Origin of the sequence: Curtobacterium sp. NPDC098951, assembly GCF_044759965.1 — a bacterium.
Lineage (GTDB): Bacteria > Actinomycetota > Actinomycetes > Actinomycetales > Microbacteriaceae > Curtobacterium.
Genome location: NZ_JBIWAG010000003.1, coordinates 450,149 through 472,288, shown reverse-complemented (window position 1 = coordinate 472,288; position 22,140 = coordinate 450,149). Strand labels below are relative to the sequence as shown.

Here is a 22,140-nt window from a genome sequence, read left to right as displayed (position 1 = left end):
CGGGCTCTCGGCGACCTGGGAGGATCGTCGGGTGGAAGCCGCCGATCTCGCCCAGTTGCTGACCCCCGAGGGGATGGCCCTGCTCGACCGTACCCCGGCCGTGTCCGACGGTGGTGAGATCGTCCGTGTCGTCTCCCGACTGCGGTCCGAGGGACACGACCCGGGCCTCGTCGCGGCGGTCCTCACGCAGGCGAAGCTCCGGCAGAAGGCCCGCGGGAAGTTCGGCGACTTCGCCGCCCGGATGCTCTTCACCGAGGCCGGGCTCGAGCAGGCGACCCGGCTGCAGGTCGCCGCCCAGCACGCCGGACGCTTCGCCGCCGCCGGGCTGCGGCGCGTCGCGGACCTCGGCTGCGGCATCGGCGGCGACGCGATGGCGATGGCGGCGCTCGACCTCGAGGTCACCGCGGTCGACCGCGACGAGGTCACCGCAGCCGTCGCCACCCACAACCTCTCGCTCTGGGACTCCGCCCGGGTGGAGCTCGGCGACGCCGCCGGGTTCGACCTCACCCGCGTGGACGGCGTCTGGATGGACCCGGCCAGGCGGACCTCCGGCCACACGAACACGAAGCGGCTCGCGGACCCGGACGACTGGTCCCCGTCGCTCGACACCGTGTTCGCCGCCGCGACGACCACCCCGACGGGCGTGAAGCTCGGGCCCGGCGTCGACCGCGACCTCATCCCGGACACCGCCGAGGCGCAGTGGACCTCGGTGGACCGCGAGGTCGTCGAACTCGCCCTCTGGTTCGGCCCCCTCGCCCGCCCGGGGATCCGCCGCGCCGCGACCGTCATCGGTCCGCACGGGATCGCGGAGCTGACCGGCGAGGCGGACGCTCCGGACGCGTCGGTCGGACCGCTCGGCGCGTACCTCTACGAACCCGACGGTGCGGTCATCCGCGCACGGCTGATCGGGGACCTCGCCCGGTCGATCGACGGTCGCATGCTCTCCGAGGGCATCGCGTACGTCAGCTCCGACCAGGCCGTCTCGACCCCGTTCGCCCAGGGGTTCCGGGTGAAGGGCGTCCTGCCGCTCGACGTGAAGCAGCTCGCCGCACGGCTCGCCGCCGACGGCGTCGGCACGGTCGAGATCAAGAAGCGCGGCGTCGACGTCGACCCGGCGCAGTTCCGGAAGCGGCTGCGGCTGCGGGGCGGCAGCGGTCGCGTGACCCTGGTGCTCACCCGCCTGGAGGGACGGCACACCGCGATCCTGTGCGAGCGGCTCGGCGAGACGGCCGGGTAGGCCGCGGGGCGGGGCGGGGCCGGCCCCGCGTGCGGGCTCGGCCCGGCGCGCGGGCTCGGCCCGGCGCGCGGGCTCGGCCCGGCGCGCGGGCTCGGCCCGGCGCGCGGGCTCGGCCCGGCGCGCGGTGCTCGCCGTGCCGCGCGGGCCGCACAACGAAAGTCACCCCGAACCACGGATCGCCGTGGTTCGGGGTGACTTCGGTTGTGCGAGCTGCGGCCCGCGTCAGCCGATGAAGGCGCCCGAGTCGTAGCCGGAGTAGTCCGAGTACCGCGAGGATCCGAAGCCGGTCGCGACGAGGATGATCACCACGAGGATCCAGATCCCGGTGACGACCCAGCCCGCGATGACACCGGTCAACGCCAGCCCGCGGCCGCGTTCACCGCTCGTCTTGAGCTTGCCGAGGGCGATGTGGCCGAGGATCGCACCGGTCGGGCCCAGCAGGATGCCGATGAACCAGAAGAACGGCAGCGCACCGGCGAGGCCGAAGACGATCGCGAGCACGGACAGCGTGTTCACCTTCGGCCGCTGCGCGTAGGGCTGGTAGCCCGTCGAGGCGTAGGCGTACGGGTTCTGCTGCCCCGCGGAGGCGTAGGGGTTCTGCTGACCGGGGGCCGCGTACGGGTTGTGCTGGCCGGGTGCCGCGTACGGGTTGTGCTGGCCGGGCGCTGCGTACGGGTTCTGCTGCCCAGGCGCCGCGTACGGGTTCTGCTGGCTCGGGGCCGCGTACGGGTTCTGCTGGCCGGGGGCCGCGTACGGGTTCTGCTGACCGGGCGCCGCGTAGGGGTTCTGGTGGCCCGGCGCCGCGTACGGGTTCTGCTGGCCGGGGGCCGCGTACGGGTTCTGCGGGGCACCCGACCCGGGCTGCCCCTGCGGCTGTGCCGGCGCGCCGTACGGGTTCTGCGGTGCCGCCGTCCCCTCGGACGCACCCTGGCCCGACGTGCCCGGCCCGGACTCCGGGTGGGCCGCACTCGACGGGGACGAGGACGCACCGCCGTCCGGCGTCTCGCCCGGCTTCGGCCACTGGTTCTGATCGGACACCGTCCACCCCTCTCGGGCGCGTTGTTCGTCGGCGCCCTTCGTGAATCCTCCCACAGACACCCGTCCGGAGGCCGGGCGGGACCCGGCACGTCAGCGCCGGACCGGTGGGGGCGACGTGTGTGTCAGACCTGGACGGTCGTCACCGGCAGCGTGGAGTCGGCCGCGATCCCGAGGTCGCTCGGCGCGTGCCCCTCGGCGACGAGCCGGGCGCCGACCGCGGCGATCATCGCGCCGTTGTCGGTGCAGAGGTCGAACGGCGGGATCCGGAGGGCGACCCCGGCCCGAGCGCAGCGCTCCTCGGCGACGGCCCGCAGCCGGGCGTTCGCCACGACGCCCCCGCCGAGCAGGAGCCGGTGCACCCCGGTGTCCTCGCACGCGCGCAGCGCCTTCGTGAGGAGCACGTCGACGACGGCCTCGCGGAAGCTGGCGGCGACGTCGGCGACCGGGACCTCGCGCCCCTCGTCGCGGCAGCGCTCGACCCACCGCGCGACGGCGGTCTTGAGCCCGGAGAACGAGAAGTCGTACTGGTGCGCGGCCATGTCCTTCGGCAGCGTGAGCCCGCGGGGGAACCGGATCGCGGTGGGGTCGCCACCCGCCGCCGCCCGGTCGATCTGCGGCCCGCCCGGGTACGGCAGCCCCAGGAGCCGCGCGACCTTGTCGAACGCCTCGCCGGCGGCGTCGTCGATCGTCTCGCCGAGGAGCTCCACGTCCCCGACGAGGTCGTTCACGAGCAGCAGGGACGTGTGCCCGCCCGACACCAGGAGCGCCACCGTCGGCAGGTCGATCTCCGAGCCGTCCGACCGCAGCACGTCGGCGCCGACGTGTCCGACCAGGTGGTTGACGCCGTACAGCGGCTTGCCCGTCGCCACCGCGAGGGCCTTGGCCGCGCCGACCCCGACCATGAGTGCGCCGGCGAGCCCGGGGCCCGCGGTGACCGCGACGGCGTCGATCTCGTCCAGGGTGACCCCGGCCTGCTCGAGCGCGGCCGAGAGCGTCGGCGTCATCGCCTCGAGGTGCGCCCGTGCGGCGACCTCGGGCACGACCCCGCCGTAGCGCGCGTGCTCCTCCATGCTCGACGCGATGACGTTCGCGAGCAGGGTGGTGCCCCGCACGATGCCGACGCCGGTCTCGTCACAGCTCGTCTCGATGCCGAGCACGAGGGGTTCAGCCATCGAGGGCCTCCTGTCCGATGGGGCCGACGCCCGACGCGGGCGTGCCGGAGGTGCCGGGCGTTCCGGGCGTGGCGGGGTCGTCCAGAGCGGTCGGGCGGAGTGCCGCCCGCATCACCCACGCGTCGACGCCGTCCGGCTGGTAGTAGCGCGGACGCACCGCGATCCGTTCGAACCCGAACGCGGTGTACATCGCCTGGGCGACGGGGTTGTCGGCCCGCACCTCGAGGAAGACCTCGTGCACACCGCGCCGCCGTGCCTCGTCGAGGAGCTCGGTGAAGAGCACACGGCCGATGCCCTTCCCCCGCTGGTCCGCGGCGACCGCGATCGTCTGGACGTCCGCGACGGGGTTGCCGGCGAGGGACGAGAGCCCGGCGTACCCGACGATCGTCGGTGCCCCGTCGTCGGTCGTCTCGACGACGACGTAGTGGCCGTGCGGCGAGTACAGCTCGCCGGACATCTGTGACGCCGACCACGCGTCGGTCGGGAACGACGCGTGCTCCAACCACATCACGTCGTCGAGGTCCTGCGGGTGCGCGCGCCGAAGGCGCAGCCCGTCGGGCAGCGTCACTGCTTCACCCGCTTGGGCGCACCCGGCATCGTCACGTCCGGATCGCGCAGGTATCGGGGTGCGTCGTCCGCGAAGGGCGTGCCGGAGGCGAGCCGGTCCGCGGCGAGCACACCGAGCCTCCAGGCCGGGATGGACAGGGCGGTGACCCGGTCCCAGTCGACCGCGTCGGGCCGGGAGGCGCGGATCGCCTCGTCGAGGTCCGCCGGCTTGGTGAGTCCCGGCCCCGCGACGCGCGTGCCGGTCTGGTCGTAGGCGCTCCAGTAGACCTCGCGCCGACGCGCGTCCGTCAGGACGACGAAGGGCCCGGGGCGGTCCTGGTCGGCGGCGACCGCGTCGTGGCTGACCAGCGGGAGGAGGGGGACGCCGCGTGCCGCGGCGAAGGTGCGCGCAGCCGCGATGCCGACGCGGAGGCCGGTGAACGGCCCCGGCCCCATCCCGGCGACCACGCCCGTGACGCCCGCCGGGGTGACGTCGGCCTCGGCGAGGACCTCGGCGAGGAACGGACCGATGACCTCGGCGTGGCGACGGCTGTCCTCGGTGCTCCGGGTCGCGAGGGGTCGACCGGTGGCCGGGTCGACCAGGGCGACGGACGTTCCGGCGGAGGTGTCGATCGCGAGCAGCACCCGTCCATCGTAGGCGTGCTGCCGCAGTGCCGCTGTGGGCGAACGGCTGCACGTGCCGAGCCGCGCGGTCGTAGCGTCGCCGCCATGGAACTGCTCTTCGTGCACGGTGCCCTCGTCCGCGACGGCGACTGGTGGTGGCGTCCGACCGGGGACCTCCTGCTCCAGCGCGCCGGGATCCGCAGCCGGGCCGTGGCACTCCCCAGCTGCGGCGAGGGACGAGCACCGGCGGGCACCTCGGGGCTCGTCGCCGACGCCGCAGCGCTCCGCGCAGCACTCGACGACGTGGACGACCCCGAGGGGGCGGTCGTCGTCGGGCACTCGTACGGCGGCACGGTGATCGCCGAGGCCGGACCCCACCCGGCGGTCTCACGGCTGGTGTTCGTGTCCTCCTACCTGCCCGACGTCGGCACGGCGCAGGGCACGATCATGGCCGACGAGCCGGACCCGGTGTCGATCGGCGACGCGGGCGACGGCCGCCTCGCCGTCAGCGGGTACGACGCGTCGTCGTTCGGCGCCCGGTTCCTGCAGGACGCGGACACCAGCGTGCAACGGGCCGCGTGGACCCGGGTGACCCCGCAGGACGCGACGTCGTTCGTGACGCCGACCTCGGCCGCGGGGTGGCAGGGCGTCGACTCGACGTACCTCGTCTGCACGGACGACCGGAGCACCACGGTCGGACTCCAACGGCACCACGCCGCCCGCGCGACCCGATCGGTGGACGTACCCACCGGGCACCACCCGTTCACCACCCGACCCGACCTGGTCGCGGAGCAGGTGCTCAGTCCCGGGAGCGGTCGACGATCGATCGGCTGACCGCTCCGACGGCCGCGGCGACGGCCTGCGCGCGGACCGTCGCGTCCTCGTGTTCCGAGTCGTGCACGAACACGGTGACACCGCGCCGTGCGCCGCAGAAGTCGACGATCCCGTGCTCGATCTGGGTGCGGAGCGCTGCGCGGTAGCCGTGCCGGTCCCACACTCCGGCGTCGTCACCGGCGACCGGGACGAAGTGGATCGTGAGCCGCCCGAGGGTGCGGCGGAGCCCGCCGTCGGGATCGACGTCGAACGCCCAGCCGTTCACGAACACGCGGTCGATCCAGCCCTTGAGGAGCGCCGGGACGGACCACCACCAGACCGGGAACACGAGGACGAGGTCGGTGGCCCGGTCGATGCGCTGCTGCTCGGCGACGACGTCGTGAGGGGCACCCGCACCCGTGCGGTACGTCTGCCGGTCGGCGAGCGTGAACCGTGGGTCGAAGCCCTCCGCAGCGAGGTCAACGGTCTCGACGGACCCCTCGGGCAGGGCGGCCCGGAGTTCCTCCGCGACGTGGTGGGTCAACGAGTCGGGGTCGGGGTGGGCGGTCACGATGAGCGTCGGCACACTGCATCCTCGCGACGCCGGCTGGACGGCAGCAGGGGCACACCGGTCGACGTCGGCGCCGGGACCCCGTGGCGACGGCGAGCCGGTCGCGGGGCACCGGGGTCAGAGGGCGACGCCGTCCCAACGGGGACCGGTCGCGGTGACGACGACCCGGCGGGGCTCGTCGGGGACGTCGTCCGGGTCGAGGTCGTCCGGACCGGGGGCCTCGCCGGCACCGGTCGCGCGGACGATCTCGACGCCGAGGATGCTGTCGGAGACGCCGTCGACGAACCCGCGGCCCCACTCCACGACCACGATCGAGGCGTCCCAGTCGAGGTCGAGGTCGTCGAGCTCGACCGGGTCGGACAGCCGGTACGCGTCGACGTGCACCAGGTCCGGGCCGGCGGTGGTCGGGTGGGTCCGGGCGAGGACGAACGTCGGGCTCGACACCTGCCCGCGGGCGCCGAGCGCCGCGCCGAGCCCCCGGGTCATGGTGGTCTTGCCGGCGCCGAGCGGACCGGTCAGCACGACGAGGTCGCCGGCGCGGAGGACGGCCGCGAGTCGGGCGCCGAGTGCACCCATCTCCTCGGTGGTCCGGGCCGTGGTGTCGAGCAGCACGCGGGGCTCGGTCACCGTTCGCCCCGCAGGTACTCGGCGACGTGCCCCTCGACCCGGTGCCCCTCGTACACCCTGGGCACGCGCGCGCCGATCCGGCAGACGATCTCCTCGCCGATGGTGCCGAGCGCCTCGCCCCACTCGAGGACCGTCATCTCGTCGTGCTCGCCCGTGCCGAACAGGACGACGGTGTCGCCGACCTGCACGTCGTCGTCGCCGACGTCGACGAGGAACTGGTCCATCGCGACGCGACCGGCGATCGGGTAGCGCGTGCCGCCGATGGCGACCTCGACACGCCCCTGCGCGAGCCGCGGGACGCCGTCGGCGTACCCGACGGGCACGAGGGCGAGGGTCGTCTCGGCGGTGGTCCGGTACGTGTAGTCGTACGAGACCCCGGTGTCGACGGGGACCCGCTTGGTCTTCGCCACCGAGGCGGTCAGCGTCATCACGGGCTCGAGCCCGAGGTCGGCCGCCGAGACACCGTCGGCCCCCGGGATGCCGAACAGGTTCGCACCCATCCGGACCATGTCCTTGCGGAACTCCTTGCGCTCGAGTCCGGCGAGCGAGGCGGCCACGTGCTCGGTCGGGATGTCGAGCCCGAGGTCCTCGGCCTGCTCGACCGCGGTGTCGAAGAGCGCGACGGCCGCGGCGTCCTCGTCGTCGGAGGACTCGGCGAGGTGCGTGTACGCGGCGACGACCTCGATGCGTCCGTCCCGCTGGGCGTCGCGGGCGAGGGCCACGAGTGCGGGCCAGTCGTCGGGCGTCGAACCGTCGCGGTGCAGGCCGGAGTCGAACCCGAGGTGCACCCGGGCCGGTCGGTGGTCGACGGCGTCGATCACGCGCTGCAGCTCGGGGACGTTCGAGACGCCGAGGTCCACCGCCGAGTCGATCGCGTCGCGGAAGTCCAGCGCGGGGTCGTGCTGCCACGTGAAGAGGTGCACGTCCTCGCCGACGCCGATCGACCGCAGGCGCAGGGCCGCCGGGACGGTGAGCACGCCGATCCACCGGATGCCGGCGTCCACCGCGGCGAGCGCGATCGGCTCGAGGCCGTGCCCGTAGGCGTCGGCCTTCATGATCGCCATGAGCTCGACGGGGTCCATCCACTCGCGGACGAGGTCGAGGTTGGCGCGGTAGGCGTCGAGGTCGATCTCGGCCCGGCGCAGCGGCGCGTTCACGACGTCCTCCGTTCGACGCTGCGGCCGACCCGGGCGACCACCTCGTAGTTGATCGTGCCGGCTGCCTCGGCCCAGTCCTCGACCGCCGGGTCGCCGTTCGCCGGGTCGCCCCAGAGCACGGCCTCGTCACCGACGCGGACGTCGGCGTCGCCGATGTCGACGTGCATGGCGTTCATCGCCACGCGACCTACCACCGGGAACGTCCGGTCGCCGATCCGCACCGAGACGTGGTTGCCGAAGGCGCGGTCGAAACCGTCGGCGTACCCGAGGCCGATCACCGCGAGCCGCGTGTCGGTCGTCGCACGCCAGGTGTACCCGTAGCTGACGCCCTCGCCCGCACGCACCGGCACGGTCCGGAGCACCGCGGCGGTCACGCGCATCGCGGGACGCAGCCCGAGGTCGGCCGAGGTGCGGTCCGGGAACGGGCTGAGTCCGTACAGCGCGAGGCCCACCCGTGCGACGTCGTGCCGGGTCTCCGCGACGGCGATGCTCGCGGCGCTGGCGGCGAGGTGCACCATGTCGGGCACGATGCCGTTCGCGGCGAGTCCGCCGAGCGCCCGCTGGAGCGCCGCGTCCTGGTCGAGGTCGTCCGCGCGTGAGGCGTTCGACAGGTGCGACATCAGGCCCTCGACCCGCGTGCGCGAACCGCTGCGGGCCAGTCGCCCGGCCGTCTCGAAGAGCTCGGGCCACTCGGACTCGACCGCGCCGTTGCGACTCAGACCGGTGTCGACGCACACGTGCACCGCGGGGACCTCGGAGTCCGCGGCCGCAGCGAGCTGCGAGACGCTGGAGACGGCCGGCGTGATGCCGTACCGGGCGGCGCGCCGGAAGTCCTCGTCGGGGGCGTGCAGCCAGGCGAGGATCCGGACGCCCTCGTCGATGCCCGCGTGCCGGAGGGCGATCCCCTCGTCGATGTCGGCGACGCCGAGCCACTCCGCGCCGGCGTCCACGAACGCCCGCGCGGACTCCGCTGCGCCGTGGCCGTAGCCGTTGGCCTTGACGACGGCGATGACGCCGGACGGTGCCACCTGTTCGGCGACGCGACCGTAGTTGGCGATCAGCGCCTCCCGGTCGACCGTGATCCCGGTGAACGCGCTCACGCGGACTCCCCTGTTCCTTCGAGGACCACGAACGCCGTCGCGATCCCACCGTCGTGCGAGAGCGAGAGGTGGACCGAGCCGACCCCGCGCCGGTCCGCGACCCGCTGTGCTTCCTGGTGCAGCGTCAGCGACGGGTTCCGCTGGTCGTCGGAGACGACCTCGAGGTCCTGCCAGCTCAGCCCCGCACTCGACCCGAACGCCTTGATCACGGCTTCCTTCGCCGCGAACCGGGCCGCCAGCGACGCGATCGGCCGCGGTTCCCCGTCGCGCACGAGCTCCGACGGGGTGAACAGCCGCGTGCGCATCGCGGGCGTGCGGTCGAGCACCCGCTCGAACCGTTCCAGGTCGACCACGTCGACCCCGATGCCGATGATCATCGCGCGACTACTCGACGGTGACCGACTTCGCCAGGTTGCGGGGCTGGTCGACGTCGAGTCCCTTGGCTGCGGCGAGCTCCATGCCGAACATGTGCAGCGGCGCGACGGCGAGCAGCGGCTCGAACAGCGGCGTCGCGAGCGGGATCCGCAGGACCTCGTCGGCGAAGGGCAGCACGGCGGCGTCGCCCTCTTCGGCGATCGCGATCACCCGGGCGCCGCGAGCGCGGATCTCCTGGATGTTCGAGACGACCTTGGGGTGCAGCGACCGCGGGTCGCGCGGCGACGGCACGATGACGAAGACGATCTGGCCCGGCTCGATGAGGGCGATCGGGCCGTGCTTCAACTCGCCGGCGGCGAAGCCCTCGGCGTGGATGTACGCGAGCTCCTTGAGCTTCAGCGCACCCTCGAGCGCGATCGGGTACCCGACGTGGCGCCCGAGGAAGAGGACGCTGCGGGTGTCGGCCATCCAGCGCGCCAGGTCCTTGATGCCGGACGCGTCGTCGATGGTCTGCTGCAGCTTCGGGGCGAGCCCCTCGAGCTCGGCGACCTGCTCGGCGATCTGCTCGGCCGTCAGGGTGCCGCGCAGCGTGGCGAGGTGCAGCCCGAGCAGGTACAGCGCGACGCCCTGGGCGATGAACGCCTTCGTCGACGCGACGGCGACCTCGGGACCGGCGTGCGTGTAGATCACGGCGTCGGACTCGCGCGGGATGGTCGCGCCCTGGGTGTTGCAGATCGACAGGACCTGCGCGCCCTGCTCACGCGCGTACTTGACGGCCATGAGCGTGTCCATGGTCTCGCCGGACTGGCTGATCGAGACGACCAGGGTGCGGTCGTCGAGCACCGGGTCGCGGTAGCGGAACTCGTGCGCGAGCTCGACCTCGACCGGGACGCGGGCCCACTGCTCGATCGCGTACTTGCCGAGGATGCCGGCGTAGGCCGCGGTCCCGCAGGCGATGACGATGACCCGGTCGACCTGCGCGAGGCGGTCGGCGATCGGGTCGAGGTCGGTCAGCGTCACGGCACCGTCGTGCACCCGGCCGAGGATCGTCTTCGCGACGGCCTCGGGCTCCTCGCTGATCTCCTTCGCCATGAACGAGGTCCAGCCGCCCTTGTCGGCCGCCGAGGCGTCCCAGTTCACCTCGAACTCGCTCGGCGTCGCCGGGGTGCCGTCGAAGTGGATGACGTCGACGCCGTCGGGACGGATCGTGGCGATCTCGTCCTGCCCGATCGCGAGGGCGCGCTGCGTGTAGGCGACGAACGCCGCGACGTCGGAGCCCATGAAGTTCTCGCCGTCGCCGAGACCGACCACGAGCGGGGAGTTCCGCCGGGCGCCGACGACGACACCGGGCTGGTCGGCGTGCACGACGAGGAGCGTGAAGGCGCCCTCGAGCCGCTGCACGGCCTGCTGCATGGCGGTGGTCAGGTCGCCGGTCTCACGGAAGGAGCGGGCGACGAGGTGCGCCGCGACCTCGGAGTCGGTCTCGCTGAGGAACGTGACGCCCTCGGCCTGGAGCTCGGCGCGGAGCTCGGAGAAGTTCTCGATGATGCCGTTGTGGATGAGGGCGAGCTTGCCGCCGTCGGCCAGGTGCGGGTGCGCGTTGCCGTCGGTCGGGCCACCGTGCGTCGCCCAGCGGGTGTGGCCGATGCCGGTCCCGCCGTCCGCGATCGGGTGCGACGCGAGCTCGTCCACGAGGGCCTGGAGCTTGCCCGCCTTCTTCGCGGACGCGAGCTCGTGCGACCCGTCCACGACGGCGATGCCCGCCGAGTCGTAGCCGCGGTACTCGAGCCGACGGAGGCCACCGAGGAGGACGTCCTGGCTGCTGTTGCTGCCGACGTAGCCGACGATTCCACACATGGGGACGATCCTACGGTCTGCCTGAGCGACGACCCTGCGAAGGAGCAGGGCTGGGGATAACGTTTGGGACATGGGACGCTTCGACGACATCGCGATCACGACTCTCCACGGCGAGGACACCACGTTCGGTGCCTTCGCGGACAAGGCGGTGCTGGTCGTGAACGTCGCGTCCCGGTGCGGTCTCGCGCCGCAGTACGAGCAGCTCGAGGCACTCCAGAAGGAGTACGGCCCCCGCGGCTTCACCGTCCTCGGCTTCCCGAGCAACCAGTTCCTGCAGGAGCTCGGCACGTCCGAGGCCATCGACGAGTACTGCTCCACCACGTGGGGCGTCACCTTCCCGATGTCCGAGAAGGTCAAGGTGAACGGCAAGAACGCCCACCCGCTCTACCAGGCCCTCAAGGAGACCCCGGACGCCGACGGCAAGGCGGGCAGGGTGTCGTGGAACTTCGAGAAGTTCCTGGTCGCCCCGGACGGCACCGTCACGCGCTTCCGTCCCACCACGAAGCCGGACGCCCCCGAGGTCGTCGCCGCCATCGAGGCGGCGCTCCCCGCCTGACGGGTCGCGTCCCACGGACGCGCACCGGACGTCGGACGGGAGGCGCGGATCACGTGAGCCGGTCGGCACACGTGATCCGCGCCTCCCGTCTGTACGCTCGTCCCCATGCCGATCACGGAAGCCACCGTCGCGCACCCGACCCCCTTCGTGGAGATCCCGCGGCGCGAGTGGTCGCAGCTCGCACCGAGGGAGCACCTCTCCCTCACCGAGACCGAGATCGTGCAGCTGCGCGGCCTCGGTGACCGCCTCGACATGCAGGAGGTGCAGGAGGTCTACCTCCCGCTCTCCCGCCTGCTGACCCTGTACGCGGCCGGAGCGCGGGACCTGCACGCGTCGACGTCGGCGTTCCTGGGCGACCGCGCCGGGCGGACCCCGTTCGTGATCGGCGTCGCCGGCTCGGTGGCCGTGGGGAAGTCCACCGTCGCCCGCCTGCTCCGCGAGCTGACGAAGCGGTGGCCGGACACCCCCCGCGTCGAGCTCGTCACGACCGACGGCTTCCTGTACCCGAACGTCGAGCTCGAGCGGCGCGGCATCATGGACCGCAAGGGCTTCCCGGAGTCCTACGACCGCCGCGCCCTGCTGCGCTTCGTCAGCCAGGTGAAGAGCGGCGCCGCCGAGGTCCGCGCCCCGTACTACTCGCACCTCGTGTACGACATCGTGCCGGACGCCGAAATCGTCGTGCGACAGCCGGACATCCTCATCGTCGAGGGCCTCAACGTGCTCGCGCCGCCCGTGCACGGGCGGCTGGCGCTGTCCGACCTGTTCGACTTCACGATCTACGTCGACGCGAAGACCAAGGACATCGAGGCCTGGTACGTCGACCGGTTCCTCGCCCTGCAGGAAGAGGCCTTCGCGAGTCCGGACTCGTTCTTCCACCGGTTCGCCTCGCTCTCGCGCGAGGACGCGGTGCGGACGGCGACCGAGGTGTGGCGGGCGATCAACGAGCCGAACCTCATCGAGAACGTGTTGCCGACGCGCTCCCGGGCGACCCTCGTGTTGAAGAAGGCGGCCGACCACAAGGTGAGTTCGGTGCTCCTCCGCAAGATCTGACGCGCGGGGGCGCCGCACGCGGCCGGGCGCGGCGCGTCGCGCCGCCGCCGGCAGGACGCGGCGACGAACCACGGATCCGACGTCGAACCAGGCGCGGGGGCTGGTGCGATGTCGCATCCGCGGTTCGACTCGGCTCGGCCGGGGCGGGGCCGGGGCGGCGGCCGCCCGGGCCGCCGCCGCGGGGCGGCTCGAGCTGCCGCCGCACAACGAAAGTCCGTCGGAACCGCGCGATGGCACGGTTCCGACGGACTTTGGTTGTGCGGCGCCGTGCGTGCAGCACGCGTGCGGCAGCAGCCGCCGAGCAGCCGCCGCACGGCCGGGGCTGCCCGCGCCGATACGCGCCGCCGCGCGGCTACGCGCGGCTACGCGCGGTCGAGCGCCAACCGCGCGCGCACGACGTCGGCGAGCTCCTCGGCGACGCGCTCGGCATCGGCCTGGGAGGCCGCCTCGACCATGACCCGCACGACGGGCTCGGTACCGGACGGCCGGAGCAGCACCCGGCCCGTGTCCCCGAGCTCGGTCGTCGCAGCGGCCACGGCGTCCTGCACGCCCTGGTCGGCCAGTCCGTGCCGGTCGACACCGCGCACGTTCACGAGCACCTGCGGGAACACGGTCATGCACGACGCGAGCTGTTCGAGCGTCCTGCCCGTCCGGGCCATCTCGGCGACGAGGTGCAACCCGGTGAGGATGCCGTCGCCGGTGGTGGCGTACTCGTTGAAGATGATGTGGCCGGACTGCTCACCGCCGAGCGAGAACCCGCCCTCGGTCATCTTCTCGAGGACGTAGCGGTCACCGACGCCGGTCTCGAGCACCGTGATGCCCGCGTCCGCCATGGCCCGCTTGAGCCCGAGGTTCGACATGACCGTCGCGACGAGGGTGTCGGACACCAGGTGCCCGCGCTCCTGCAGCGACAGCGCGAGGATGGCCATGATCTGGTCGCCGTCGATCGCGTTGCCGGCGGCGTCGACCGCGAGGCAGCGGTCCGCGTCGCCGTCGTGCGCGATGCCGACGTCCGCGCCGTGCTCGAGCACCGCACGGGCGAGGTTGTCGATGTGGGTGGAGCCGACACCGTCGTTGATGTTCATGCCGTCCGGGTCGGCACCGATGAGGGTCACCCGGGCCCCGGCGTTCACGAAGACCTCGGGCGAGACGCCCGCGGCGGCGCCGTTCGCACAGTCGAGGACGACGTGGATGCCGTCGAGCCGGTGCGGCAGCGTGCCGAGCAGGTGGACGACGTAGCGGTCCTCGGCGTCGGCGAACCGGGTGATCCGGCCCACGTCACGACCGGTGGGGGTCGGTGCGGAGTGGTCGTGCATGGCCGCTTCGATGCGGTCCTCGACCTCGTCCGGGAGCTTCCGGCCGCCCGTGGCGAAGAACTTGATCCCGTTGTCGGGTGCGGGGTTGTGCGACGCGGAGATCATCACGCCGAAGTCGGCGTCGATGTCCGCGACGAGGAACGCCGCAGCGGGGGTGGGGATGACCCCGGCGTCGAGCACGTCGACGCCGGCCGAGGCGAGCCCGGCCGCGACCGCGGCACCGAGGAACTCGCCCGAGACGCGCGGGTCGCGCGCGAGGACCGCACGAGGGCGCGGTCGACCGGACGCCCGACGGGCGTCCGCGTGGTGTCCGTGTGTGAGGACGGCCGCGCTCGCCTGGGCAAGACCCAGTGCGAGCGCGGCCGTCAGCTCGCCGTTGGCGAGACCACGAACCCCGTCGGTACCGAACAGACGCGGCATGGCGATCTTCAGCCGGTGACGACTAGCGCTTCGAGAACTGCGACGCCTTGCGGGCCTTCTTGAGACCAGCCTTCTTGCGCTCGATGACGCGGGCGTCACGGGTGAGGAAGCCGGCCTTCTTGAGGGTGGCGCGGTTGTTCTCGCGGTCGATCTCGTTCAGCGAACGGGCGATGGCGAGGCGGAGCGCACCGGCCTGACCCGAGGGGCCGCCACCGGTGATGCGGGCGACGACGTCGTAGGCGCCGAGGAGCTCGAGCACCTTGAACGGGTCGTTGATGAGCTGCTGGTGCAGCTTGTTCGGGAAGTAGTCCTCGAGCGAGCGGCCGTTCACGACGAACGAGCCGGAGCCCGGGACGAGACGGACGCGCGCGATGGCCTCCTTGCGGCGCCCGACGGCACCGCCCGAGACGTTGAGGATCTGACGGGGAGCGGCCTCGGAAGCGGCGGGTGCGCTCTCCGTGGTGAAGCTCTCCGGGGTCTGGTCGAGGGAGTCAGCGATCTGAGCCATGAGTTTTACCTAGTCCTTGGAAGTCGTCGTGGCCGGAACTACTGTGCGACCTGGTCGAAGGTGTACGCCTTGGGCTGCTGCGCCGAGTGCGGGTGCTCCGCGCCGGCGTAGACCTTCAGCTTCTTGAGCTGCTCGCGACCGAGGGTGTTCTTCGGGAGCATGCCGCGGATCGCCTTCTCGACGGCGCGGGTCGGGTGCTTCTCGAGCATCTCCGGGTAGGAGGTCGCCGTGAGGCCGCCCGGGTAACCCGAGTGGCGGTAGTAGACCTTCTTCGCGAGCTTCGAACCGGTCAGGGCGACCTTGTCGGCGTTCACGATGATGACGTAGTCACCCATGTCCATGTGCTGGGCGAAGGTGGCCTTGTGCTTGCCGCGCAGGAGCGCCGCGGCGTGGGTGGCGAGACGGCCGAGGACGACGTCGGTCGCGTCGATGACGATCCAGTCGTGCTGGACGTCTGCCGGCTTCGGGGAGAACGTACGAGTCACAGTGGTGCTGCTTTCGTGTCGAGGTGAGGAGTCCGTGAATCCCGCTCCGGTGGGTGTTCACGTGGGAGAACCCGTGTGAACTGCCCGGTGGAGGGCTCATCTGACTGTCCGGCGCACGGAGCGCGCAGACCAAGGTGAGAGCCTACCCGACGCGACTCGCGTTGTCGAACGCGCGCGGAGACGGACGGGAGGCACGGTGCGGGCCCGCACCGTGCCTCCCGTCCGTCAGCCGGTCAGGTCGGTCAGGTCGGTCAGGTCGGTCAGCCGAACAGGCTCCGCAACCACGCGATCAGCGCGGCGAGCGCCGCGAGCGCGTCGGCGACGGTGTGCCCGCCGTGTCCGGAACCGCCGTGACCGGGGTCGCCACCGTGCCCGGGGTTCCCACCGCCGGGGGTGCCGACGCCCGGCAGGTCGATGCCCACCACGACCGGGTCGTGGTCGCTCGCCCGGTAGACGTCGTCGCGGTACAGGTCGGTGACGTTGTAGTCGTAGCGGCTGTACTCGAGGCCGACCGACTCGACCGAGTTGATGTTCCAGATGTCCACGCCCGTGACGGTCCCCACCGCAGCAGGAGACGCGAACACGTGGTCGAGCGACCCGCTCAGCCCACCGAAGACGTAGGACCACTCCGCCGCGTCCTCGGTCGGGCCGAGGTCGGTGTAGCCGGCGTCCTCGAGGGCGACGACCGGGTCCTCCTCGCTGTAGGCGTTGAAGTCGCCGAGCATGAACACCTTGTCGGTCCGCGCCTGGCGCTGCATCGCGGTCGAGAACGTCACGAGCGCCTTCGCCTGCTCGACGCGCGAGTGGTTCGACGCACCCTGCCCGTCGCCCTGGTCGGCGTCGACGCCCTCGCCGGAGCCCTTCGACTTGAAGTGGTTCGCGATGACGAGGAAGGTGTCCTTCGCGCTCGGCTTCTGCGCACCCTTGCCCTTGCCGGGCTTCGTCGCGACCGGGGCGAAGGCCTGTGCGAGCGGCTGCCGGGCGTTCGTGAACGCCGTCGAGTCGGTCAGGATCGTCGACGAGCCGACCGGCTGCACGCGGTCCTTCTTGTAGATGAGCGCGAGCCGGATGACGTCCTCGCTCGACGGCAGCTTCGACGGCGACTTCGCGTACGCCCAGGTGTCCTTGCCGGTCGCGGCGTTGAGCGCGGCCACGAGGGTCGCCACCGCCGCGTCACGGTCCTGGCCGAAGCGCGCGGAGTTCTCGATCTCCTCGAGCGACACGACGTCGGCGCCGAGCCCGTTGATCGCCTTGACGATCTTCACCTGCTGGCGAGCGAGGTCGTCGGCGTTCGCGGCACCGCGGGCGTCGCAGCCACCCCGGACGGTCACGGGGTCGCCGTCACGGTCGGTGTAGTACGTGCAACCGGTGAGCTGGTCGCCCGTCGTCGGGAAGTAGTTCAGGACGTTGAACCCGGCGAGCCGGATGTCCCCGCCGACGTCCTCCGGCGCCGCCGTGCGGACGTTCGAGAACGACACCGGCAGGTCGGCGGCCGGGGTGGCGCCGGTGATCGGCGTCGTCGGCTGGAACTTCCACGAGTCGTTCCGGTAGTCGAGGACGACCGGCTCGCGGAAGGTCGCGGCGGCGCCGACCGTGACCGGGCCCTGCGTGAGCCACGACACCGGGATCGACTGGTTCGCCGCGCTGAGGAAGTTCGTGCTCGCACCGTCGTCGAGGACGACCTTGCGCGCCGCGTTGTCCGCGGTCACGGCAGCGGCCTCGGCACTACCAGGACGGGCGACCTCGGTCGGCTGGAGCAGACGCTGCTTCCCCGTCGCCAGGACGACCTCGCCGTACTGGTTCGTCGTGTAGTTGTCGGCGACGGTGTAGTCGCCCTGCGGTTGGACGAGCATGCTCTCGAGCGACTCGCGCTGGGCGTCGGTGCGCGGGAAGGCGAGGGTCGCCGGGACCGGCTGGACGACCCCCGCGGCCGGGAGCTTCGTCAGTCCGGCGGCGGTCGGGACCGTCAGCTCGGTCAGCCCGTTGAACTCCGACACGGTGCCGGTGAGCCGGACGGCGTCACCGATCGCCACGCTGCCGACGGTCGCCGACGAGTAGACGAAGACGGCGTCCGACGCGGTGTGCGTCCCGAGGTCGAGCGCGCCACCGGTGCCGGCGGTCTGGATCGTGTAGCCAGAGAAGCCGCCGGTGGCGTACACCGCGGTGACGACGCCGTCGGTCGTGACGGCCTTGCCCGCGTACGGCGAGGTGTCCGTGGTCCCCTGCAGCTGGGCGATCGTGACCCGCTCGGCCGGGGTCGTCCCGCCGTCGCCGGGATCGGTCGGGTCCGTGGGGTCGGTCGGCTGCGTGGTCTCGCCCGCGGCGTTCTCCGGCGTGACGGTGCTCGTCACCGAGAAGTCGGCCGCGTTCGAGTCGGTGTCGGTCGTCCCCGTGCGGGTCAGGGCGTCCGGCACGGAGTTCGCCGTGCCGGCCTTCGCGACCGCGGTCTCGAACGTGTTCGAGGTGCCGTAGCCGAGCAGGTCGACGACGCCGGGGGTGCCCGTCGTCACCGCGCCGGCGGGCAGGCTGAGTGCCGTGGCCTGGTCGGCCAGGACGAGGGTGCCGGTCGACCCCGACGGGTTCAGCCCGGTGACGGCGTCCGGCTCCGGGAGCGCCTCACCGTTCGTGCCGTTCGAGCCCATCTGCACGAGGTAGGTGCCGTGTGCGGGCACGGAACCGGCGAGCTTGCCGACCGCGGGTGCGCCGGTGCTGGTCGCGGCGCGGTACTGCACCGACCAGCCGTCGACGCTGACGGGGCTGTCGGTGGGGTTGCCGAGCTCGACGAACTTGTTCGTGAACGGCTGGTTCGCGCTGCCGCCCTTGAGGTAGGCCTCCTCGATGACGAGGCCCGTCCCCTCGGGGTTCGCGGCGGCCGTGGAGACGGAGACGAGCGGAGCGGCGACGAGCGCGGCTGCAGCGGTGGCGCACAGCAGAGTGCGCCCGACGGATCTGTGCATGCCGGCACGCTACCGACCTGCGGGGCCCCACAGGTTTCCGGCGGGTGAACGATCCGTTCCACCCCTGATCGGGGTGCAGCCCGTCAGGCGCCGATCGGCACCCACGCCGACCCGACGCGGTGCACGGCGGGGCCGTGTCCCGGCAGCAGGATCTCCGGCACCGGCAGTGCCCGAGCCGACTCGACGGCGCGGGCCTGGTCGGCGGTGAAGAACGGCGTGATCATCCGCGGGCGCGGGGACCAGGACGCCGGCTGCGTGTCGTGCCGGCTCACGACCGCGTCGCCGGTCACGATGGCGTTCGCCGCGGGCAGCAGGTAGGCGGTCGAGCCGTCGGTGTGCCCGGCGGCGGGCGTCGGCGCGATCGCCCGTCCGGCGAAGTCCGCGCCGGTGAACGCCCGCGCGGTCGGCACGACGGTCGGGCGCAGGGCGTCGGACCGGATCGCCCGGGCGAGCCACCGGAGGACTCGCGGCGCCGCGAGTCGACCGCCGATCTCGGCCGGGGTGACCTGCTGCCTGGCGGGTCCGCGGACGTTGTCGAGCTCGTCGGCGTGCGCGAGCACCTCGACGTGCGGGTACCGCTCGAGGATGCCCGGGATCCCGCCGACGTGGTCGACGTGCCCGTGCGTGACGTACACCCGGCGCAGGTCGTCGAGCTCGTGGCCCGCGTACCGCACGGTGTCGAGCACGAGGTCGGTGTCGGCCGGGTAGCCGGCGTCGATCAGTGCGACGCCGTCCTCCTCGGCGAGGACGACCCAGTTCGACACGGGTCCCTCGACGAACACCACCCCGGGTGCGACGGACACGACGGAACGGGGTTCGCGGGAGCTCATCCCCCGACGCTACCGCCGTCGTCGGACGTGCCGCGTCGCGCCCGGGTCTGCGCGGCGCGGGCCGCCAGCTCGTCGTCGGCCGGGTACCCGACCTCGGTGAGGGTCAGGCCCTTCGCGGGCGCGACCTTGAACTCGCTCGTCCGGGTCTCGGCGACGCGCAGCTCCTCGAGCCGGTCCGCGCCGAAGCGGCCCTCGCCGACGGCGATGGTCGCCCCCACCATCGCCCGCACCATGGAGTGGCAGAAGGCGTCGGCCTGGAGGCGCGCCACCAGCACGCCGTCCGGCTCGCGGTCCCAGCGGAACTCCTGCAGGGTCCGGATCGTCGTCGCCCCCTCGCGCGGCTTGCAGAACGTCGCGAAGTCGTGCAGCCCGAGCAGCCGCAGCGCACCGCGCTCCATCGCCGCCGGGTCCAGCCGCGTCGGGTGCCAGACCGTGTGCCCCCGCCGACGTGGATCGCGCGGGGCGTCGGCGTCCGCGATCCGGTACGAGTAGCGCCGCCAGAGCGGGGAGAACCGGGCGTCGAACCCGTCCGGCGCGACCGTGGCCCCTGTGACGACGACGTCCCCCTCCGGTGCCGCGATGCCGTTCACGCGCTTGACCAGTCCGTCCAGCGGCGAGCGCCCGGACCCCCGCTTGGCAGCAAGCGCGTCCCACTGCGCCGGCGTGAGGTCGAGGTGGGCGACCTGTCCGGTGGCGTGCACGCCGGCGTCGGTGCGCCCGGCCACGGTGAGCAGCGGCGGTTCGCCCCACCGGGTGAAGACGGTGGCGAGCGCCGCTTCGAGCGCGCCCTGCACGGTCCGGAGGCCGGGCTGCCGGGCCCACCCGGAGAACGCGGCACCGTCGTAGGCGATGTCCAACCGCAGCCGCACGCCACCAACGTCACCGCCGCCCTGCAGGCCTGCCGTCTCGTCCACCAGGCCACCGTACCGGGGCCGGACCGCGCCTCCCGGCCCCCGTGCTGACACGGTCGGGCGGTCGGGCGGTGCCTCAGCCGCGGGACCGCTCGGCGCCGAACGGCCCGGTGCGGGTGTCGACGTCCGCGGTGGCCCGCCGTTCCGACTCGACGATGCCCCGCAGGGACACGAGTGCGGCCGACGTGACGGCGACGTGCGACGGGTTCTCCCGCGAGGCGTCGAGCGCGCGCTCGACCACCGCGATCGCCTCGTCACCCGCCGCTTGGTCGCACTCCCCGCGGATCACACACGCGATCTCCCGGAGGGCCGACGCGAGCGGTGCGGCGAACTCGGGCGCCGGCCGGCCGAGCCCGTCCGACACCGGACCGGAGCGTGCGACGAGCTCGGTGAGGTCGGTCGTGTACCAGGCGACGCGCTCGAGGGCACGGAACCGGGCACCGTCCTGCTCGAGGCGTGCCCGCGATCCACGGAGTGCCCCGCGGGGGTTCAACCGGCGGCTCTCGTGCGCGATCGAGACCCGCGATCGGACGTCGGCGATCGCCCGGTCGAGCCGGTCCTGCTGGCGGTCCCACGCCCGCTCGTCCCGGGTGCCGTCCTCGAGGACGACCGCGAGTCCGTCGAGGTGGTCGGCGAGCACCTGGTTCACGGCGTCGATGCGGTGCTCGGCGTCCCAGAAGTGCAGCGGCGGGAACACGAGGAAGTTGACGAGCAGGCCGACCACGACCCCGACGGCCATCTGCACGAGGTACCCGAGCGAGTAGCCCTCGGCGTGCGCGCCACCGACGAGCAGGACGAACAACGCGGCGGTCGACACCCAGGAGCTGCCCTCGCCGAGGACACGGAACCCGCCCACGAGCACCCCGATCCCCACCGCCAGCGCGATCGCGAGGAAGCCCGGGTCGCCGACCCACATCGTGAAGCCGGCCACGACGATGCCGAGGCCGATGCCGACGAGTGTCTGCACCCCGCTCCGGATGCCGGCGAACACCGTCGTCTGCATCGCCACGACCGCGCCGAGCGGTGCGTAGTACGGGTACTCGGCGGCGACTCCCGGCACGTGCCGCGCGATGAACCACGCGAGCACCGCCGCGACGGCGGCCTTCGCGGCGTGGAGCAGGCGCGGTTGCGTCCCGGAGGTCCGGCTCCACCGCCAGACCCGGGTCCCCACCCCCGCGATGTGCTCGAACTGCATCGGTCCCTCTCGTTGCGTCGGCCGGTCACGATACGGTGCCGCGCCTGTGCGGCGGTACCGCTCCCGCGTTCTGCGGCTCGGCCGCCTGCGGGCCAGGAGGAACGTGGCGGGCCCGCACCGCGCCTCCCGGCCGCCGTCCGGTCACCCCCGGGACGCGACGAAGCCCCCGCAACGCGTGTTGCGGGGGCTTCGTCGTGGTGGGGCTGTGACTACTTGTCGTCCGACTTCTCGGCGGCGTCGGCCTCGACCTCGGCAGCAGCCTCGGTCTCGGTCTCCTCGGCGACGGGAGCGGACTCCTCGGTGGTCTCGGTCTCCTCGACCGGGGCCTCCTCGGTGGTCTCCTCGGCGGCGGGCTCCTCGACCGGCGCGGCAGCGGCCGGGGCCGCGTTGCGCTTCACCGGGGCCGGCGTGCTCGACACCGGCTCGAGGACGAGCTCGATCGACGCGAGGGGAGCGTTGTCGCCCTTGCGGAAACCGAGCTTCGTGATGCGGGTGTAGCCGCCCTGACGGTCCTCGACCTGCGGGGCGATCTCGGTGAACAGCGTGTGCACGACGGACTTGTCGCGCAGGATGCTGATCACGCGACGACGCGCGTGCAGGTCGCCACGCTTCGCGAACGTGATGAGACGCTCGGCGACGGGACGGAGGCGCTTGGCCTTCGTCTCGGTGGTCGTGATGCGACCGTGCGTGAAGAGGGCGTTGGCGAGGTTGCTCAGGAGCAGGCGCTCGTGGGCGGGGCCGCCACCGAGGCGGGGGCCCTTGGTGGGCTTCGGCATGTCAGTTCTCCAGTGGTGA

General features: G+C 72.8%; 22 protein-coding genes. 4 read left to right on the top strand and 18 right to left on the bottom strand.

Features of this window, described 5'->3' with window-relative positions; all coding sequences use genetic code 11:
* Window positions 1–31 precede the first annotated feature (31 nt).
* Window positions 32–1,237 (top strand): SAM-dependent methyltransferase, encoded by a 1,206-nt coding sequence (locus ACIQUC_RS11300; protein ID WP_402266792.1) that lies wholly within the window; start codon window positions 32–34, stop codon window positions 1,235–1,237.
* A gap of 222 nt (window positions 1,238–1,459) precedes the next feature.
* On the opposite strand, the gene ACIQUC_RS11295 is transcribed toward ACIQUC_RS11300, so the two are convergent.
* The 4 genes from ACIQUC_RS11295 to tsaB form a co-directional block, all read right to left on the bottom strand.
* Window positions 1,460–2,275, bottom strand: coding sequence for a DUF4190 domain-containing protein (locus tag ACIQUC_RS11295; protein ID WP_402266789.1), 816 nt, complete (start codon window positions 2,273–2,275; stop codon window positions 1,460–1,462).
* 122 nt (window positions 2,276–2,397) lie between these two features.
* Window positions 2,398–3,447 carry a tRNA (adenosine(37)-N6)-threonylcarbamoyltransferase complex transferase subunit TsaD gene (gene tsaD, locus ACIQUC_RS11290; RefSeq protein WP_402266786.1) on the bottom strand — a complete coding sequence of 350 codons (1,050 nt, stop codon included), beginning with the start codon at window positions 3,445–3,447 and terminating at the stop codon, window positions 2,398–2,400.
* Window positions 3,440–4,015: a ribosomal protein S18-alanine N-acetyltransferase gene (gene rimI, locus ACIQUC_RS11285; protein ID WP_402266783.1), complete on the bottom strand. Its 576-nt coding sequence runs from the start codon at window positions 4,013–4,015 to the stop codon at window positions 3,440–3,442. The genes tsaD and rimI overlap by 8 nt, the downstream gene beginning before the upstream one ends.
* Complete coding sequence (gene tsaB / locus ACIQUC_RS11280; protein WP_402266780.1) at window positions 4,012–4,638, bottom strand: tRNA (adenosine(37)-N6)-threonylcarbamoyltransferase complex dimerization subunit type 1 TsaB; 627 nt, start codon at window positions 4,636–4,638, stop codon at window positions 4,012–4,014. The genes rimI and tsaB overlap by 4 nt, the downstream gene beginning before the upstream one ends.
* An 84-nt stretch (window positions 4,639–4,722) precedes the next feature.
* Here tsaB and ACIQUC_RS11275 point away from each other — a divergent pair, with 84 nt between their 5' ends.
* A complete protein-coding gene (locus ACIQUC_RS11275; protein ID WP_402266777.1) occupies window positions 4,723–5,451 on the top strand; it encodes an alpha/beta hydrolase in 729 nt (242 codons plus the stop codon).
* Here ACIQUC_RS11275 and ACIQUC_RS11270 read toward each other — a convergent pair.
* The 6 genes from ACIQUC_RS11270 to glmS form a co-directional block, all read right to left on the bottom strand.
* Complete coding sequence (locus tag ACIQUC_RS11270) at window positions 5,417–6,016, bottom strand: NAD(P)H-dependent oxidoreductase (RefSeq protein WP_402266774.1); 600 nt, start codon at window positions 6,014–6,016, stop codon at window positions 5,417–5,419. The genes ACIQUC_RS11275 and ACIQUC_RS11270 overlap by 35 nt on opposite strands.
* Before the next feature lie 102 nt (window positions 6,017–6,118).
* Window positions 6,119–6,628 (bottom strand): tRNA (adenosine(37)-N6)-threonylcarbamoyltransferase complex ATPase subunit type 1 TsaE, encoded by a 510-nt coding sequence (tsaE, locus tag ACIQUC_RS11265; protein ID WP_402266771.1) that lies wholly within the window; start codon window positions 6,626–6,628, stop codon window positions 6,119–6,121.
* The gene (gene alr / locus ACIQUC_RS11260) at window positions 6,625–7,785 is read right to left on the bottom strand and encodes an alanine racemase (RefSeq protein WP_402266768.1); all 1,161 of its coding nucleotides are present in this window, start codon (window positions 7,783–7,785) and stop codon (window positions 6,625–6,627) included. Before alr (ACIQUC_RS11260) ends, tsaE begins: the two co-directional genes overlap by 4 nt.
* Window positions 7,782–8,885, bottom strand: coding sequence for an alanine racemase (alr, locus tag ACIQUC_RS11255; protein ID WP_402266765.1), 1,104 nt, complete (start codon window positions 8,883–8,885; stop codon window positions 7,782–7,784). The genes alr (ACIQUC_RS11260) and alr (ACIQUC_RS11255) overlap by 4 nt, the downstream gene beginning before the upstream one ends.
* Window positions 8,882–9,262, bottom strand: coding sequence for a holo-ACP synthase (locus ACIQUC_RS11250; RefSeq protein ID WP_402266763.1), 381 nt, complete (start codon window positions 9,260–9,262; stop codon window positions 8,882–8,884). The genes alr (ACIQUC_RS11255) and ACIQUC_RS11250 overlap by 4 nt, the downstream gene beginning before the upstream one ends.
* 7 nt (window positions 9,263–9,269) lie before the next feature.
* Window positions 9,270–11,117: a glutamine--fructose-6-phosphate transaminase (isomerizing) gene (gene glmS / locus ACIQUC_RS11245; RefSeq protein WP_402266761.1), complete on the bottom strand. Its 1,848-nt coding sequence runs from the start codon at window positions 11,115–11,117 to the stop codon at window positions 9,270–9,272.
* A 70-nt stretch (window positions 11,118–11,187) separates the two neighbouring features.
* Here glmS and ACIQUC_RS11240 point away from each other — a divergent pair, with 70 nt between their 5' ends.
* On the top strand, window positions 11,188–11,673 hold the full coding sequence (locus tag ACIQUC_RS11240; protein ID WP_022905344.1) for a glutathione peroxidase: 486 nt from the start codon (window positions 11,188–11,190) through the stop codon (window positions 11,671–11,673).
* A 105-nt stretch (window positions 11,674–11,778) separates the two neighbouring features.
* The gene (gene coaA, locus ACIQUC_RS11235) at window positions 11,779–12,723 is read left to right on the top strand and encodes a type I pantothenate kinase (RefSeq protein WP_022905343.1); all 945 of its coding nucleotides are present in this window, start codon (window positions 11,779–11,781) and stop codon (window positions 12,721–12,723) included.
* A gap of 362 nt (window positions 12,724–13,085) precedes the next feature.
* Here the strand turns inward: coaA and glmM are convergent, their stop codons facing one another.
* The 8 genes from glmM to rplQ all read right to left on the bottom strand — a co-directional run bounded on the left by glmM (window position 13,086) and on the right by rplQ (window position 22,121).
* Entirely contained in the window at window positions 13,086–14,459 is a 1,374-nt protein-coding gene (glmM, locus tag ACIQUC_RS11230; RefSeq protein ID WP_402266758.1) for a phosphoglucosamine mutase, read from the bottom strand.
* Window positions 14,460–14,481: 22 nt separating this feature from the next.
* Window positions 14,482–14,967 (bottom strand): 30S ribosomal protein S9, encoded by a 486-nt coding sequence (rpsI, locus tag ACIQUC_RS11225; protein WP_022906971.1) that lies wholly within the window; start codon window positions 14,965–14,967, stop codon window positions 14,482–14,484.
* A gap of 38 nt (window positions 14,968–15,005) precedes the next feature.
* The gene (gene rplM, locus ACIQUC_RS11220) at window positions 15,006–15,452 is read right to left on the bottom strand and encodes a 50S ribosomal protein L13 (RefSeq protein ID WP_022906970.1); all 447 of its coding nucleotides are present in this window, start codon (window positions 15,450–15,452) and stop codon (window positions 15,006–15,008) included.
* 260 nt (window positions 15,453–15,712) lie between these two features.
* A complete protein-coding gene (locus ACIQUC_RS11215; protein ID WP_402266754.1) occupies window positions 15,713–18,409 on the bottom strand; it encodes an ExeM/NucH family extracellular endonuclease in 2,697 nt (898 codons plus the stop codon).
* Between the two features lie 83 nt (window positions 18,410–18,492).
* Entirely contained in the window at window positions 18,493–19,239 is a 747-nt protein-coding gene (locus ACIQUC_RS11210) for an MBL fold metallo-hydrolase (protein WP_402266751.1), read from the bottom strand.
* Window positions 19,236–20,153: a tRNA pseudouridine synthase A gene (locus tag ACIQUC_RS11205; protein ID WP_402266748.1), complete on the bottom strand. Its 918-nt coding sequence runs from the start codon at window positions 20,151–20,153 to the stop codon at window positions 19,236–19,238. The genes ACIQUC_RS11210 and ACIQUC_RS11205 overlap by 4 nt, the downstream gene beginning before the upstream one ends.
* A gap of 73 nt (window positions 20,154–20,226) precedes the next feature.
* Window positions 20,227–21,345: an aromatic acid exporter family protein gene (locus ACIQUC_RS11200; RefSeq protein ID WP_402266745.1), complete on the bottom strand. Its 1,119-nt coding sequence runs from the start codon at window positions 21,343–21,345 to the stop codon at window positions 20,227–20,229.
* 209 nt (window positions 21,346–21,554) lie between these two features.
* Window positions 21,555–22,121, bottom strand: coding sequence for a 50S ribosomal protein L17 (gene rplQ / locus ACIQUC_RS11195; protein ID WP_402266742.1), 567 nt, complete (start codon window positions 22,119–22,121; stop codon window positions 21,555–21,557).
* Window positions 22,122–22,140 lie beyond the last annotated feature (19 nt).